Origin of the sequence: Nocardioides sp. (genome assembly GCF_035703625.1) — a bacterium.
Lineage (GTDB): Bacteria > Actinomycetota > Actinomycetes > Propionibacteriales > Nocardioidaceae > Nocardioides.
Map to the genome: position 1 here is coordinate 1 of NZ_DASSXS010000139.1, position 14,156 is coordinate 14,156.

General features: G+C 71.3%; 15 protein-coding genes and 1 riboswitch. Of the genes, 13 read left to right on the forward strand and 2 right to left on the reverse strand.

The genetic code is table 11. The features are described from left to right. The 13 genes from VFN12_RS06725 to VFN12_RS06785 all read left to right on the forward strand — a co-directional run. On the forward strand, positions 1 to 302 hold a 302-nt coding region (locus VFN12_RS06725), incomplete at its 5' end, for a CBS domain-containing protein (RefSeq protein WP_325117845.1). Positions 303 to 363: 61 nt separating this feature from the next. Then, positions 364 to 966 carry a CDP-alcohol phosphatidyltransferase family protein gene (locus VFN12_RS06730; protein ID WP_325117846.1) on the forward strand — a complete coding sequence of 201 codons (603 nt, stop codon included), beginning with the start codon at positions 364 to 366 and terminating at the stop codon, positions 964 to 966. Then, positions 959 to 1,819: a DUF881 domain-containing protein gene (locus tag VFN12_RS06735; RefSeq protein ID WP_325117847.1), complete on the forward strand. Its 861-nt coding sequence runs from the start codon at positions 959 to 961 to the stop codon at positions 1,817 to 1,819. Before VFN12_RS06730 ends, VFN12_RS06735 begins: the two co-directional genes overlap by 8 nt. Continuing rightward, the gene (locus VFN12_RS06740) at positions 1,816 to 2,148 is read left to right on the forward strand and encodes a small basic family protein (protein WP_325117848.1); all 333 of its coding nucleotides are present in this window, start codon (positions 1,816 to 1,818) and stop codon (positions 2,146 to 2,148) included. The genes VFN12_RS06735 and VFN12_RS06740 overlap by 4 nt, the downstream gene beginning before the upstream one ends. Then, a complete protein-coding gene (locus VFN12_RS06745) occupies positions 2,141 to 2,887 on the forward strand; it encodes a DUF881 domain-containing protein (protein ID WP_325117850.1) in 747 nt (248 codons plus the stop codon). The genes VFN12_RS06740 and VFN12_RS06745 overlap by 8 nt, the downstream gene beginning before the upstream one ends. 63 nt (positions 2,888 to 2,950) lie before the next feature. Continuing rightward, positions 2,951 to 3,337, forward strand: a complete 387-nt coding sequence (gene gcvH / locus VFN12_RS06750; RefSeq protein WP_325117851.1) for a glycine cleavage system protein GcvH — start codon at positions 2,951 to 2,953, stop codon at positions 3,335 to 3,337. A 119-nt stretch (positions 3,338 to 3,456) separates the two neighbouring features. After that, the gene (locus VFN12_RS06755; RefSeq protein ID WP_325117853.1) at positions 3,457 to 3,996 is read left to right on the forward strand and encodes an FHA domain-containing protein; all 540 of its coding nucleotides are present in this window, start codon (positions 3,457 to 3,459) and stop codon (positions 3,994 to 3,996) included. A 32-nt stretch (positions 3,997 to 4,028) separates the two neighbouring features. Further along, positions 4,029 to 4,727: a MerR family transcriptional regulator gene (locus VFN12_RS06760; protein WP_325117854.1), complete on the forward strand. Its 699-nt coding sequence runs from the start codon at positions 4,029 to 4,031 to the stop codon at positions 4,725 to 4,727. Between the two features lie 44 nt (positions 4,728 to 4,771). After that, complete coding sequence (locus VFN12_RS06765) at positions 4,772 to 5,239, forward strand: bifunctional nuclease family protein (protein WP_325117855.1); 468 nt, start codon at positions 4,772 to 4,774, stop codon at positions 5,237 to 5,239. Positions 5,240 to 5,422: 183 nt separating this feature from the next. Beyond that, positions 5,423 to 6,037 carry a MerR family transcriptional regulator gene (locus tag VFN12_RS06770; RefSeq protein WP_325117856.1) on the forward strand — a complete coding sequence of 205 codons (615 nt, stop codon included), beginning with the start codon at positions 5,423 to 5,425 and terminating at the stop codon, positions 6,035 to 6,037. Positions 6,038 to 6,051: 14 nt separating this feature from the next. Further along, positions 6,052 to 6,175, forward strand: a riboswitch (glycine riboswitch). 72 nt (positions 6,176 to 6,247) lie between these two features. Then, positions 6,248 to 9,124, forward strand: coding sequence for an aminomethyl-transferring glycine dehydrogenase (gene gcvP, locus VFN12_RS06775; RefSeq protein ID WP_325117858.1), 2,877 nt, complete (start codon positions 6,248 to 6,250; stop codon positions 9,122 to 9,124). After that, positions 9,121 to 10,410: a serine hydrolase domain-containing protein gene (locus VFN12_RS06780; RefSeq protein WP_325117859.1), complete on the forward strand. Its 1,290-nt coding sequence runs from the start codon at positions 9,121 to 9,123 to the stop codon at positions 10,408 to 10,410. The genes gcvP and VFN12_RS06780 overlap by 4 nt, the downstream gene beginning before the upstream one ends. A 9-nt stretch (positions 10,411 to 10,419) precedes the next feature. Continuing rightward, a complete protein-coding gene (locus VFN12_RS06785) occupies positions 10,420 to 11,337 on the forward strand; it encodes a CHAD domain-containing protein (protein WP_325117861.1) in 918 nt (305 codons plus the stop codon). A gap of 3 nt (positions 11,338 to 11,340) precedes the next feature. Here VFN12_RS06785 and VFN12_RS06790 read toward each other — a convergent pair whose 3' ends face one another. Both VFN12_RS06790 and VFN12_RS06795 read right to left on the reverse strand, forming a co-directional pair. Then, a complete protein-coding gene (locus tag VFN12_RS06790; protein WP_325117862.1) occupies positions 11,341 to 12,729 on the reverse strand; it encodes a metallopeptidase TldD-related protein in 1,389 nt (462 codons plus the stop codon). Then, a partial coding sequence (locus tag VFN12_RS06795) for a TldD/PmbA family protein (RefSeq protein WP_325117863.1) occupies positions 12,729 to 14,156 on the reverse strand: 1,428 nt, incomplete at its 5' end. The genes VFN12_RS06790 and VFN12_RS06795, both read right to left, overlap by 1 nt.

The window sequence follows — 14,156 nt, forward strand, 5'->3', positions numbered from 1 at the left end:
GGTTCCCGGCCATCGGGGACAACGGCGGTCTCCTCGGCTACCTGCACATCAAGGACGTCCTCGAGACCGACGAGCAGCGCCGGAGCCGCGTCATCGACGACAAGTGGATTCGCCCGTTCGCGCCGGTCCGGGCCACCGACCCCCTGCACGATGCGCTCGAGACACTCCAGCGCCGCGGTGCCCACATGGCGCTGGTGGTCGGCCCGGAGGGTGAGGAGCTCGGGCTGGCGACGCTCGAGGACGTCATCGAGGAATTGGTCGGCGAGATCCGCGACGCGGCGCACCAGGACGAACAGGTCTGAGGGCCCCGCCGGATAGGCTGTCAACGGCCGATCGACGGAATTTCGAGATGCAGGGAACCACGTGGCAGACGACCTGACGCGCAACAAGCGCGTGTGGACGGTGCCGAACCTCCTCAGCGTCGCCCGGCTCGCGGGCGTCCCCGTCTTCCTGTGGCTCGTGCTGGTCCCCGAGGCCGACGGCTGGGCGCTCCTGCTCCTCGCGCTCTCCGGTGTCACCGACTACCTCGACGGCTACCTCGCCCGCAAGCTCGACCAGACCTCCGCGCTCGGCGAGATCCTCGACCCCGTGGCCGACCGCCTCTACATCCTCGCCGTCGTGGTCGGCCTGGCGCTGCGCGAGATCATTCCGTGGTGGGTGGCGGTGATCCTGCCGCTCCGCGACCTGCTGCTGTGGGGACTGGTCCCGCTCCTGCGGACGCGTGGCTACAGCGCCCTTCCCGTGCACTTCCTGGGCAAGGCCGCGACCTTCAACCTGCTCTACGCCTTCCCGCTGCTGCTGCTCGGCGACGGGGTCGGCGTGGTCGCGTCCCTCGCCGAGGTGTTCGGCTGGGCGTTCGCGATCTGGGGCATCGGCCTGTACTGGTGGGCCGGCGTGCTCTACGCCTGGCAGGTGCGCCGGCTCCTCGCCGAGACCGAGCGCCGGACGGTGGTGCCCGATGCCTGACCCGCAGGACCGGCCCCTGCCGGCCCACGTCACCACCCCACTGCTGACCCTGATCACCGAGCACTCCCTCGACGACGACTACGCCGAGGTGGCACGTCGGCGGGACCCGACGGACAACGAGCCTCGAGGCCGGTCCGCCTGGGTCGCCGCGGCCGTCGTCACGGTGTTCGGCGTCCTGGCCGCCACCGCGGCGGTGCAGACCTCCCGCAACCAGGACACCGAGGACGCCGGCCGGGCGACCCTGATCGCCCGCGTCCAGTCGGAGCGGGCAGCACTCGCAGCGCAGGAGGCATCCATCGCCTCGTTGCAGCGCGCCAACATCGAGCTCGAGGACGCGCGGGCGGAGGTGGTGGAGCAGCAACGGGCCACCGAGGCGCGGCTGCGTCGCCTCGAGACGGTCACTGGCTACGGAGCGGTCACCGGCCCCGGGGTCCGGATCGTCGTCGACGACGCGCCCGGCGGTGACGTCACCCAGCTGGTCCGCGACGAGGACCTGGCGCTGCTGGTCGACGGACTGTGGGGCGCGGGGGCCGAGGCGATCTCGATCAACGACCAGCGCCTGACCGCGCTCACCGCCATCCGCAACGTCGGCCCGGCGATCCACGTCAACAGCAGGCCCGTGAACCCGCCCTACACCGTCCAGGCCATCGGTGACACGCTGAGCCTGCAGGCCGATCTGCTGGACACGACCCATGGTCAGCAGTTCTTCGACCTTGCCGACGACCTCGGCTTCGAGTACGCCATGAAGAACGAATCCACGCTCACGCTCCCCGCCGCTCCGGGACCCAGGCTGCGACACGTCGTCGCCGGGACCGGGGAGGGCGCCGCTGGCCAACAGGAGGTCACTCCGTGATCGCAGCTCTCGGACTGCTCGTCGGCATCGTGCTGGCGCTCTTCCTCCAGCCGGACGTCCCGTTCGGGCTGCAGCCCTATCTGCCCATCGCCGTCGTCGCGGCCCTCGACGCCGTGTTCGGCGGGCTCCGCGCCTACCTCGACGGGATCTTCGACGACAAGGTCTTCGTGATCTCGTTCTTCAGCAACGTCGTGATCGCCGCCGCGATCGTCTACCTCGGCGACCAGCTCGGGGTCGGAGGGCAGCTGTCCACCGGTGTCATCGTGGTCCTCGGCATCCGGATCTTCTCCAACGTCGCCGCGATCAGGAGGCACCTCTTCCATGCCTGACTCGCCACAGGACAAGGCACCCTCGGGGCGCCAGCGCCTCCGCGACGCGATGACGAAGCCTCGCCGCCCGCAGGTCGTGGTGGCGGTGCTGCTCGCCATCGTGGGCTTCGCCCTGATGACCCAGGTGCGCGCCAACCAGCAGGACGACACCTACCAGGGCTTCCGCGACCAGGACCTGATCGACGTGCTGAACGGCCTGGCCGGGACTTCGCAACGAGCCCAGGCCGAGATCACCAGGCTCGAGAACACCAGGGCCGAGCTCCTGTCGAGCAACAGCTCCCGCTCGGCCGCCCTCGAGCAGGCCCGGGCCGAGGCCGACACGCTGGAGATCCTCGCCGGCACCGTTCCCGTCACTGGCCCGGGCATCAGGATCACGATCGAGGAGGTCGACGGGCCGGTCGACATCGACTCGCTGCTCGACACGGTGCAGGAGCTCCGCACGGCAGGCGCCGAGGCGATGCAGTTCAACGGTGAGGTCCGTGTCGTCGCCGAGACCTCCTTCGAGGACGGCGTCGGAGGGATCGAGGTCGACGGGCAGCCGCTCGAGCCGCCGTACGTCATCGACGTGATCGGCGAGCCGGCCACCCTGTCCGGTGGCCTGGTGTTCGCGCAGGGCCCGATCGACCAGCTCGAGAACGACGGCGCCACCGTCGACGTCGCCGAGCTCCAGTCGCTCGACATCGAGAGCGTCCAGCCGACCAGCCGACCTCGGTTCGCCGCCCCGGCGACCGGGCAGTAGCCTGCCGACCGCAGCACTTCCGACGACAGCACTTCCGACACTGGGCCGACCGGAGGAGACGACGTGTACCCCGAGGACCTGAAGTACACCGCCGAGCACGAGTGGGTTCGCAGCCCCGGTGAGTCGGAGGGGTCGGTGCGGATCGGCATCACCCACTTCGCCCAGGACGCGCTGGGCGACATCGTCTACGTCTCCCTCCCCGAGGTGGGGGAGACCGTGTCGGTGGGCGAGGCCTGCGGCGAGCTCGAGTCGACCAAGTCGGTCAGCGACGTCTACGCCCCGGTGGCCGGCGAGGTGTCGGCGCGCAACACGTCGCTGGACGCCACGCCCGAGCTGGTGAACAACGATCCGTACGGCGCGGGATGGCTCTACGAAGTGGTCCCGAGCGACCCGGGGACGGTCGACGGACTCATGGACGCCGAGGCCTACCAGGGAACGCTGGAGGGCTGAGCGCGAACACCGGCTCGTCGCACTTGATCGAGGTCGCACGGCTGATAGGTTCAGGGCAACCGTCAACCTCAGCCCCTTGGTGAGGGTTGGCGGAGCACTCATCGATCCGGAGGGAAGCCATGCCGTTCTGCACCGCCTGTGGTCGGCAGAACCCCGACGACGCGCGTTTCTGCTCCCAGTGCGGCACTCGGCTGGTGACGGCGACCGACCAGCCCGGCGCGGAGCCCGCGGGCGGTGCCGGCCATGAGAGCCCCGGTGAGGCGACCGCGACGTTCGGTGCGGCCGCCGACAAGGCCGACACGTCGGACCGTCAGCTCAGCCCGGTCGACGCGGCAGCCGTCGACGCGCTTCCCGGCGGGCACGCGCTCCTCGTGGTGCAGCGTGGTCCGGGAGCGGGGAGCCGGTTCCTCCTCGACGAGGACCAGGTCAACGCCGGGCGCCACCCCGACAGCCAGATCTTCCTCGACGACGTCACCGTCTCGCGGCGGCACGCGGAGTTCCACCGCAACGGTGAGGAGTTCACCGTCGGCGACGCCGGCAGCCTCAACGGCACCTACGTGAACCGCGACCGGATCGACCGGGTGCAGCTCAAGGACGGCGACGAGGTGCAGATCGGCAAGTACCGCCTGGTCTTCTTCTCCGGGCACAGCAAGGGCTGACCGTGCAACCTGCCCCAGCCTCCCGGGCGAGGATGAACATCGGAGAGGTGCTCGACCGCCTGCGCCCCGACTTCCCGGGAATCACCATCCCGAAGATCCGGTTCCTCGAGGACAAGGGGCTGATCAAGCCCGAGCGCACGCCCGCTGGCTACCGCAAGTTCACGGGGGAGGACGTCGACCGCCTGCGCTACATCCTCACGATGCAGCGCGACCACTACCTCCCGCTGCGGGTCATCGGCGAGCACCTCGACGCCATCGACCGCGGCCTGGAGCCGCCACCGATCGAGGCCGTCGTACCGACCGTGCCCAAGGTGGCCCTCGCCGCGGACGGTCTGCCCAGCCCCGAGTCGTTCAGCCGCACCGACAACGTGCGACTGTCCCGCAAGGAGCTGGTCAAGATCGCCGAGGTGTCCGAGGCTCTCCTCGAACAGCTCGAGCAGTACGGCCTGATCGTGCCCCGGGCCGGGACCGGTCACTACGACACCGACGCCCTGGTCATCGCCCGCTCGGCCCGGGAGCTGGCCGACTTCGGCTTCGAACCCCGCCACCTGCGGGCGTTCAAGACCGCGGCCGACCGCGAGGTCGGGCTGGTCGACCAGGTCGTCTCCCCGCTGAAGCGGGGGCGGGACGCGGCCGCCAAGGCCCGCGCGGAGGAGGCGGTGAGCGAGATCGCCGCCCTCTCGGTGCGGCTGCACGCCACCCTGGTCAAGACCGGACTCAGGTCGTCCTGAACCGGGGGCGGGTGGGGGCTCGCCTCCGGGAGTACTGTGGATTCGTGCGCGAAGTCGATGTCATGGGAGTCCGGGTCGAGATGCCCTCGAACCAGCCGATCGTGCTGCTTCGGGAGGTGTCGGGTGACCGGTACCTGCCGATCTGGATCGGAGCGGTCGAGGCCACCGCGATCGCCTTCGCCCAGCAGGGCGTGATCCCGCCGCGACCGCTTACCCACGACCTGCTCAAGGACGTGCTCGCGGCCACCGGGACCGAGCTGGCAGAGGTCCGCATCACCGAGGTCAAGGACGGCGTCTTCTTCGCGATCCTGGTCCTCGGCTCGGGCACCGAGGTGAGCGCCCGGCCGTCCGACTCGATCGCCCTCGCGCTGCGCACCGGGAGCCGCATCGTCTGCTCCGAGGAGGTGCTCGACGAGGCCGGCCTCGCGGTGCCGGCCGAGCAGGAGGACGAGGTCGAGAAGTTCCGCGAGTTCCTGGATCAGGTGACCCCCGAGGACTTCGACGCGCACTGAAGACTCACCCTCAACCACAGGTTGAGGGTTGCGACACGCCGCTCACCTCGTTGACCGACCCCCGGCCGCGGCCTACTTTGAAGTGTCTCTGTTGTAACTCCATCGTTGTGGGCTGATCCTCGTGAACCGGCCCCGGCGCATTCCCCAGGGGTTACGCTCAACGGAGTAGACGTGGAGGATGTCGTGGGCGCAGGAGAGAACGAGCAGGACCAGGCCTCGGGCGAGGCGGCGCGCGCCGCCGAGGAAGCCGTCGAGCAGGGGCTCCTGTTCACCGATGATGTCTCCCCGCTGCCGAGCGACACCGGCTACCGCGGGCCCACCGCCTGCAACGCAGCCGGGATCACCTACCGTCAGCTCGACTACTGGGCCCGCACCGGGCTGGTCGAGCCGACCGTCCGGGGCGCCACCGGCTCCGGGTCGCAGCGGCTCTACTCCTTCCGCGACATCCTGATCCTCAAGGTCATCAAGCGCCTGCTCGACGCCGGCATCTCGCTCCAGCAGATCCGCAGCGCCGTGCAGCACCTGCGCGCCCGCGGCACCGACGACCTGACGCGCGTCACCCTGATGAGCGACGGAGTCTCGGTCTACGAGTGCACCAGCAACGACGAGGTCATCGACCTCCTCCAGGGCGGGCAAGGCGTGTTCGGCATCGCCATCGGCGGGGTCTGGCGTGAGATCGAGGGCACGCTGGCCGAGCTGCCGAGCGAGCGTACGGCGGAGGCCGACGCACAGTCGGGTGAGGGCCCCCACTCCAGCGACGAGCTCGCCGCCAGGCGGGCTGCGCGCAAGATCGGCTAGATTGGGGACGCCGACAATCCCGCACGGGAGAGTCTTCGTCGCGACCAAGGCCAGTCACCACTGGCCGGTCACCGGCGGAGCGCCGAAGGGGCAACCCCTCCCCGGAACCTCTCAGGCGCCCAGGACCGTGTGGACCAGGCATCTCTGAAGCTCGAGCGACCGGGTGACAGAGGGGGAGGCGACCTGACCGACCCAGCCTCAGGAGCCACCTTGTCGGACCACCCCACGCTCGCCGAGCTCGACGCTGCACTGCCGTTCGTCGACCGCCACATCGGGCTGCGGCCCCCGGACGTCGAGACCATGCTCGAGGTCGTCGGCTTCGACTCCCTCGACGCACTGATGGCTGCCGCCGTCCCCGGCGGGATCCGCTCCGAGGGCGACCTCCACCTCCCCGAGCCCGCCACCGAGGACACCGTGGCCCGCGAGCTCCGCGACCTGGCAGCGGCCAACCGGCCCGCGGAGTCGATGATCGGCCTGGGGTACCACCCGACCCTCACCCCGCCGGTCATCCGGCGCAACGTGCTCGAGGACCCCAGCTGGTACACCGCCTACACGCCGTACCAGCCCGAGATCTCGCAGGGCCGCCTCGAGGCCTTGCTGAACTTCCAGACCCTGATCGGTGACCTCACCGGCCTGCCCACGGCGAATGCGTCGCTGCTGGACGAGGGGACCGCGGCGGCCGAGGCGATGACCCTGGTCCGCCGCGGCAACCGCAAGGCAGCCGGTCCGTTCGTGGTCGACGCTGACGCGCTGCCGCAGACCATCGAGGTGGTGCGCACGCGCGCCGAGGCGATGGGCATCGAGGTCCGGGTGGCCGACCTGCGCCACGGTCTCCCGGAGGGCGAGCTGTCGGGTGTGCTGGTGCAGTACCCCGGAGCATCCGGGCGGATCCTCGACCCCCGCCCGGTGATCGAGGCCGCCCACGAGCGGGACGCACTCGCCGTCGTGGCGGCCGACCTGCTGGCCCTGACCGTGCTGGAGGCACCCGGCGAGATGGGGGCCGACGTCGTCGTCGGGTCCTCGCAGAGGCTCGGTGTGCCCCTGTTCTACGGCGGACCGCACGCCGGGTACATGGCGGTGGCGACGGGGCTCGAGCGTCACCTGCCCGGACGCCTGGTCGGTGTCTCCGTCGACGCCGAGGGCCGACCGGCCTACCGGTTGGCGCTCCAGACCCGCGAACAGCACATCCGGCGCGACAAGGCGACCTCCAACATCTGCACCGCCCAGGTGCTGCTCGCCGTGGTCGCCTCGATGTACGCCGTCTACCACGGGCCGGAGGGGCTGCGCTCGATCGCCACCAGGGCCCACCGGTACGCCGCGGTCCTCGCGCGCGCGCTCGCCGACGGGGGAGTGGAGCTGGAGTCGGAGGAGTTCTTCGACACCATCACCGCCGCCGTGCCCGGCCGCGCGGCCGACGTCGTCGCCGCGGCCCGCGAGCGGGGCGTGCACCTGCGCCTGGTGGACGCAGACCGGGTCGGCATCTCGACGTCGGAGGCCACGACCGGGGCCACGCTGGGCAAGGTGCTCGAGTCCTTCGGCCTCTCCTCGGGCGCGGACCTCGCGGCCCTGGACCAGGCGACGGGCGAGGCGCTCCCGGAGGCGCTGCGACGCGCGACGCCGTACCTCACCCACGAGGTGTTCTCGACGCACCACAGCGAGACCGCGATGCTGCGCTACCTGCGCCGCCTCTCGGCCCGCGACTACGCGCTGGACCGCGGGATGATCCCGCTCGGGTCCTGCACGATGAAGCTGAACGCCACGACCGAGATGGAGCCGGTGTCTCTGCCCGGGTTCGCCGACCTGCACCCCTTCGCTCCGGCCGAGGACGCCCTCGGTTACCAGCAGCTCGTCGAGCAGCTGGAGGAGTGGCTGGCCGAGGTGACGGGATACGACCGGGTCTCCATCCAGCCCAACGCCGGCTCGCAGGGCGAGCTGGCCGGTCTGCTGGCCATCCGGGGCTACCACCGGGACCGCGGCGAGCAGGCCCGCGACATCTGCCTGATCCCGTCCTCCGCGCACGGCACCAACGCCGCCTCCGCCGTGATGGCCGGCATGAAGGTGGTCGTCGTCAAGGCGGCAGACGACGGCTCGGTCGACCTCGAGGACCTGAAGGCGAAGTGCGAGGAGCACAGCGACGACCTGGCCGCGATCATGGTGACCTACCCCAGCACCCACGGTGCCTACGAGGACACCATCGTGGAGCTGTGCTCGATCGTCCACGACCACGGTGGCCAGGTGTACGTCGACGGCGCGAACCTCAATGCGCTGCTCGGCTACGCGCTCCCGGGCGAGTTCGGCGGTGACGTCTCGCACCTGAACCTGCACAAGACGTTCTGCATCCCCCACGGCGGGGGCGGGCCCGGGGTCGGGCCGGTCGCGGTGCGCGAGCACCTGGCGCCGTTCCTCCCGTCCCACGCCCAGCACCCGGACCCCGACCGGCGGGGCGGCATCGGCCCGATCAGCGCCGCGCCGTACGGCTCCGCCGGCGTGCTGCCGATCTCGTGGGCCTACATCCGGCTGATGGGAGCGGTGGGCCTGGCGCGGGCCACGGCGGCCGCGGTGTTGTCGGCCAACTACGTCGCCCAGCGCCTCGAGGAGCACTTCCCGGTGCTCTACCGCGGCCACAACGGTCTGGTCGCCCACGAGTGCATCCTCGACCTGCGCGGCCTCACCAAGCAGACCGGCGTCACGGTCGAGGACGTCGCCAAGCGGCTCATCGACTACGGCTTCCACGCGCCCACCATGTCGTTCCCCGTCGCCGGCACGCTGATGGTCGAGCCGACCGAGTCCGAGGACCTCGCGGAGCTGGACCGCTTCTGCGAGGCGATGATCGCGATCCGGCGGGAGATCGACCGGGTGGCCGCGGGGGAGTGGTCCGCCGAGGCCTCCCCGCTCCGCGGCGCACCGCACACGGCGCGGGCCCTGGTGGGCGAGTGGGAGCGGAGCTACCCCCGCGAGCTCGCGGTGTTCCCGACCGGTGTCGATCCGGACAAGTACTGGCCGCCGGTCGCCCGGGTGGACCAGGCGTACGGCGACCGCAACCTGGTCTGCGCCTGCCCTCCGCCGGAGGCGTTCGCCGCCGAATGAACCCGGAGACCTGGCAGGGGCGGCTCGGCGCCCTGCAGTCCGGGGGACGGCTCCCTTCCGTCGTCGCGGGCGTGCTGAGGGGAGGCGACCTGGCGTGGACGGGCGCGGCCGGAGAGGGAACCGGTGAGCCCGTCGACCGGCAGTACCGGATCGGGTCGATCACCAAGACCCTCGTCGCGGTGGCAGTCCTCCGGCTGCGGGATGCGGGGGTGCTGGGCCTCGACGACCCGATCGGGAGGTTCGTGGCCGACACCGGCTACGCGAGCGCGACCGTCAGAGCGCTGCTCTCCCACACCTCGGGCATGCAGAGCGAGCCCGTCGGGCCGTGGTGGGAGCGGTCCCCGGGGAGCGACTTCGAGACGCTCGTCGCCCGCAACGACGGTTCCGGTGCCGTGGCCGGGCCGGGCGACTTCTTCCACTACAGCAACCTGGGGTTCGCGCTGCTCGGCGAGGTCGTCGCGAGAGCCGGAGGGGGCACCTGGTGGGACCTGGTGGCGGCCGAGATCCTCGACCCGCTCGGGATGGCGCGGACGACGTACCACCCGGAGCCGCCGTACGCCCAGGGCTTCAGCGTCGACCACTTCGCCGGCACCCTGACGCCCGAGCCGCACCAGGACACCGGGGCGATGGCGCCGGCCGGGCAGGCCTGGAGCACGGTGGGCGACCTGGCACGGTGGGCCGCGTTCCTCGCCGCGGGCCACCCGGACGTGCTCGACACGGCCACCCTGCGCGAGGCCGGTCGGCCCGTCGCGCCCGCCGTCGACTACGGACTGGGACTGCGCGTGCTGGAGTGCGACGGGTGGCAGCTGGTCGGGCACACGGGGTCGATGCCGGGCTTCCTGGCCAGCCTGTTCGTCGATCCCGAGACCGGAGACGGGACGGTGGCGCTGGCCAACGCGACGGCGGGGCTCGACACCCCAGGCGTCCCTGCGGCCCTGCTGTCCCACGAGCCGGTCGCGGCCACGGATCCCTGGGTGCCGACCGACGAGGTGCCCCGACCGGTGCGTGAGCTGCTCGGGCTGTGGTTCTGGGGCAACACCGCCACCGAGCTCCGCTGGAGCAACGGTCGGCTCGAGCTGCGGAGCCTGGTCCGTCCGGACGAGGCCGAGCAGTTCGAGCTGCGCGGACCCCGGATCGTCGGGACGGTCGGCTACCACCGCGGTGAGGAGCTACGGGTGGTGCGGGGCCGCGACGGCTCGGTCAGCCACCTCGACATCGCGACGTTCATCCATACCCGCACCCCCTACGACCCCGCTGCTCCGATCCCCGGCGGGCACGTCGTGTAGACCTGAGGCATGGCGCAGTCCGACGTCGGGCCGGCCCTCGACCGCACCTCCGCGGCGCGGGTCCTGGTTCTGCGCCGCATGGTCGTCCTGCACCGCGAGCTGCTCCGACGGGACGGCGAGATGCGGCGAGGGGTCCCTGATGCCGTCCACCAGACCCGGGTCACCTGCCGCCGGATGCGGGCAGCGCTGGCCACGTTCGGATCACTGCTCGACCACTCGGTGACCGCACCGGTTCGGGCCGAGCTGCGCTGGACCGCCAGGTCCCTCGGTGAGGCGCGGGACGCGGAGGTGGCGCACCTGCGCCTGACCCGGCTGGTCGACGAGCCCGACGCCGGCGACGTGATGGCGGTGCGGGCTCGCCTGGACCGGCTGTTCCGGGCCCGGATCGAGTCCGCGGACGCGGCCGTCGCCGAGACCATCTCCTCGGCCCGGTACGACGACCTGCTGGTGCGTCTCGGGCACCTGTTCGACGGCGAGCCGTGGACTCCCGCCGCGCGGGCCGAGGTCGGCGAAGTCGCCCCGCCGCTGGTGAGGCTCGACCGGTCCCGGATGCAGAGACGTGTCGACCGGGCCGACTCGACGCCCCCCGGCCTGGAGCACGACGACGCCCTGCACGCCGTACGTCGGGCCGCGAAGCGGCTGCGCTACGCCTGCGAGGCGCTCGAGCCGGCGTACGGCGAGGCGGCCGCCGGGGCGGTGGAGTCGATCACGCGGGTCACCAGGCTCCTGGGTGAGCGACAGGACACGGTGATCAGCCGGCGCGTGCTCCGGGGGCTGGCGGTGGCGGCTGCGTCGGACGGCGAGAGCGTCGCCGCCTACGAGCGGCTCGAGGCACGGGAGCGTGCGCGCGCCGACGAGTGCGAGGCCGCCTACGAGCAGGCCTGGCGCGACGCCTCGGCTGCGCAGCTGTGGGCGTGGCTCAGCTGAGCGTCAGAGTGCCTGGGACACGCTGGACATGTTGAAGTCGGGGATCCGCAACCCCGGGGTCGCGGTCCGGGAGAAGTAGTCGTCGCCCCACTCGCGGCTGAAGCTCGGCTCGGTCGAGGAGGCGTGCGAGAAGCGCCGGAGCAGGTCGATCGGGCTCTCGTTCCACCGGAAGTTGTTGACCGCGCCGGTGATCTCGCCGTTCTCCACCAGGTAGACCCCGTCTCGGGTGAGCCCGGTGAGCAGCAACGTCTGGGCGTCGACCTCCCGGGTGTACCAGAGGCAGGTCACCAGCAACCCGCGCTCGGTGCCCGCCACCAGGTCGTCGACGGTCCCGGAGGCGTCGTCGATCGTGAGCACCAGGTTGTCGATCATCGGCGTCACCGGCTGGCCGGTCATCTCGGCGGTGTGGCGGGTCTGCAGCAGGGAGGTGAGCCGCCCGTCGCGGATCCAGTCGGTCCGGCCGAGCGGGAGGCCGTTGTCGAAGACGGAGTCGGTGTTGTCGGACGTCGCGGCCATTGCGAACGGCGCACAGGCCAGGCCCTCGTGGGCAGGATCGGAGAAGAGGTTGACGCCCTCGCGGGTGATCAGGTCCCCGATCCGGGTGCCCCCTCCGCGCCTGCTGTAGACGGACTGTCCCTCGTGGGCGGTCCGCGCTCCGGCCGACCAGTAGGCGTCGACCATCAGGTCCGCCACCGCCGTGGGCGGCAGGATCGTGTCGTACCGCCCGGCCGGAAGGTCGACCTGGCGAGCGCCCCAGCCGAGCCGCCGGGCCAGGGTCTCCTCGACCGAGAGGGCGTCGACGTCGGTGAAGTCGCGGGTCGCCCCGCCCACCCAGGCGCTCCTGGAGAGGTCCGCCGTCTTGCCGGTGCAGCCGTAGTGCCCGGTGGGCTGCTCATGCCTCAGCCGCAGCCCCGTGGAGGAGCCCAGGAAGGTGGTGGTCACCTCGTGGTTGACGAACCCGTAGAGCACCCGCTTCCCGTTCGCGGCGCGGCCGAACGCCTCGCCCAGGGCCGGGGCGAACGCGTCATAGACGTGGATGTCGGTGGGAACAGGCGGCTGGTCCCAGTCGGGCGCCGGGTCCCGGGTCACGAGCTCGGCGGCGTCCTCGGCGGGGGAGCCGGCCCGGGCCGCGGCGTCCGCCGCCTCGACGAGGGCGGCGACCTGGGCGGCGGAGCTGGCGCTGCCGGTGACGGATCCGGTGCGGATCCCGTCGGCGGCCTTGATGAAGGAGATCGCGGTGACGCTGATCCGGTGCATCACGCCGTTGGTGGTCAGCGTGTTGTTGGCCCACCGGAGGTTGGCGCTGGTGCTGTCGGAGACGATGACGATGCAGTCGTCGGCCGTGGAGGTGACCAGGGCGTGCTCGACGAGCGCCTGCGGCGTGGTGGTCATCAGTTTCCTGCCTCGTCGTTGGTGTTGAGGATCCGGACCCCGCGGAACAGGGACGTCGGGCAGCCGTGGCTGACCGCCGCGACCTGTCCCGGCTGTGCCTTCCCGCAGTTGAACGCGCCACCGAGCTGCCAGGTGTCCGGGCCACCGACCGCTTCCAGGGAGTTCCAGAAGTCCGTCGTCGTGGCCTGGTAGGCGACGTCGCGGACCTGGCCCACGAGCTCCCCGTCGGCGATCTTGTAGAACCGCTGGCCGGTGAACTGGAAGTTGAACCGCTGCATGTCGATCGACCAGGACTTGTCGCCGACGATGTAGAGCCCCCGCTCGACCCGGCCGATCAGGGCGTCGGTCGAGGGCCCGTCGTCGGCGGGCTGGAGGGACACGTTGGCCATGCGCTGGATCGGGATGTGACCGGGGGAGTCGGCGTAGGCGCACCCGTTGGAACGGCCGTGCCCATCACGGGAGTTGAGCTCGGGACGCTGCGCCGCCATCGGCCGGTCGAGCTGGTAGCCGACGAACACCCCGTCGCGCACGATGTCCCAGGCCTGCGTCTGCACCCCCTCGTCGTCGTAGCCCGTGGTGGCGAGACCGTGCTCGACGGTCCGGTCTCCGGTGACGTTCATGACCGGCGAGCCGTACTGCATGGTGCCGAGCTTGTCGATCGTGGCGAAGCTGGTGCCGGCGTAGTTGGCTTCGTAGCCGAGCGCACGGTCGAGCTCGGTCGCGTGCCCGATCGACTCGTGGATCGTGAGCCACAGGTTGGAAGGATGGATGACGAGGTCGTAGCTGCCGGCCTCGACACTCGGTGCCTTCAGCTTCTCCGCGAGCAGCTCGGGGACCTGCTCGATCTCGTCGTCCCAGTCGTAGATGCCGTCGGTGAGGTACTCCCAACCGCGGCCGACCGGTGGCGCGATGGATGCCATCGAGTCGAACGTGTCGGCCCCGGTCCCCATCGCCTCGAACCCGGGCTGGAGCCGGATCCGCTGCTGGGTGGTGCGGGTTCCGGCCAGGTCGGCGTAGAACTTGTTCTCCTGCACCTGCAGCAGGTAGGCGGTCGCGTGGTCGACCGCGGCTCCGGTCCGCAGGCGCTGGGTCCAGTCGATCAGCAGGGCTGCCTTGTCGGCGGTGGGCACGTCGAAGGGGTTGCGGTCGTACGACGAGATCCAGGTGACGTCGTCGTAGACCGGCTCCGGAGCGAGCTCGACCGGAGCGCCGGTCATGGCAGCGGCGACGCGGGCCACCTCGACGGCTCGCTCGGCGACGGCGACGGCCGACTCGGGGGTGAGCACCACGCCGGAGGCGAACCCCCAGGCGCCCTGGTGGATGACCCGGACCGCGAAGCCGAGGTCCTCGGTGTCGGCGGCTCCCTGCAGCACCCCGTCGCGCACCCCGAGCTGCTGGTAGCGCACGCGTTCGAACCGGAAGTCGGC

Coding starts and splice junctions, on each gene's coding strand:
- VFN12_RS06735 (WP_325117847.1), top strand. CDS start 959: ATGCCTGACCCGCAGGACCGGCCCCTGCCGGCCCACGTCACCACCCCA.
- VFN12_RS06745 (WP_325117850.1), top strand. CDS start 2,141: ATGCCTGACTCGCCACAGGACAAGGCACCCTCGGGGCGCCAGCGCCTC.
- VFN12_RS06755 (WP_325117853.1), top strand. CDS start 3,457: ATGCCGTTCTGCACCGCCTGTGGTCGGCAGAACCCCGACGACGCGCGT.
- VFN12_RS06760 (WP_325117854.1), top strand. CDS start 4,029: ATGAACATCGGAGAGGTGCTCGACCGCCTGCGCCCCGACTTCCCGGGA.
- VFN12_RS06780 (WP_325117859.1), top strand. CDS start 9,121: ATGAACCCGGAGACCTGGCAGGGGCGGCTCGGCGCCCTGCAGTCCGGG.
- VFN12_RS06785 (WP_325117861.1), top strand. CDS start 10,420: ATGGCGCAGTCCGACGTCGGGCCGGCCCTCGACCGCACCTCCGCGGCG.
- VFN12_RS06790 (WP_325117862.1), bottom strand. CDS start 12,729: ATGACCACCACGCCGCAGGCGCTCGTCGAGCACGCCCTGGTCACCTCC.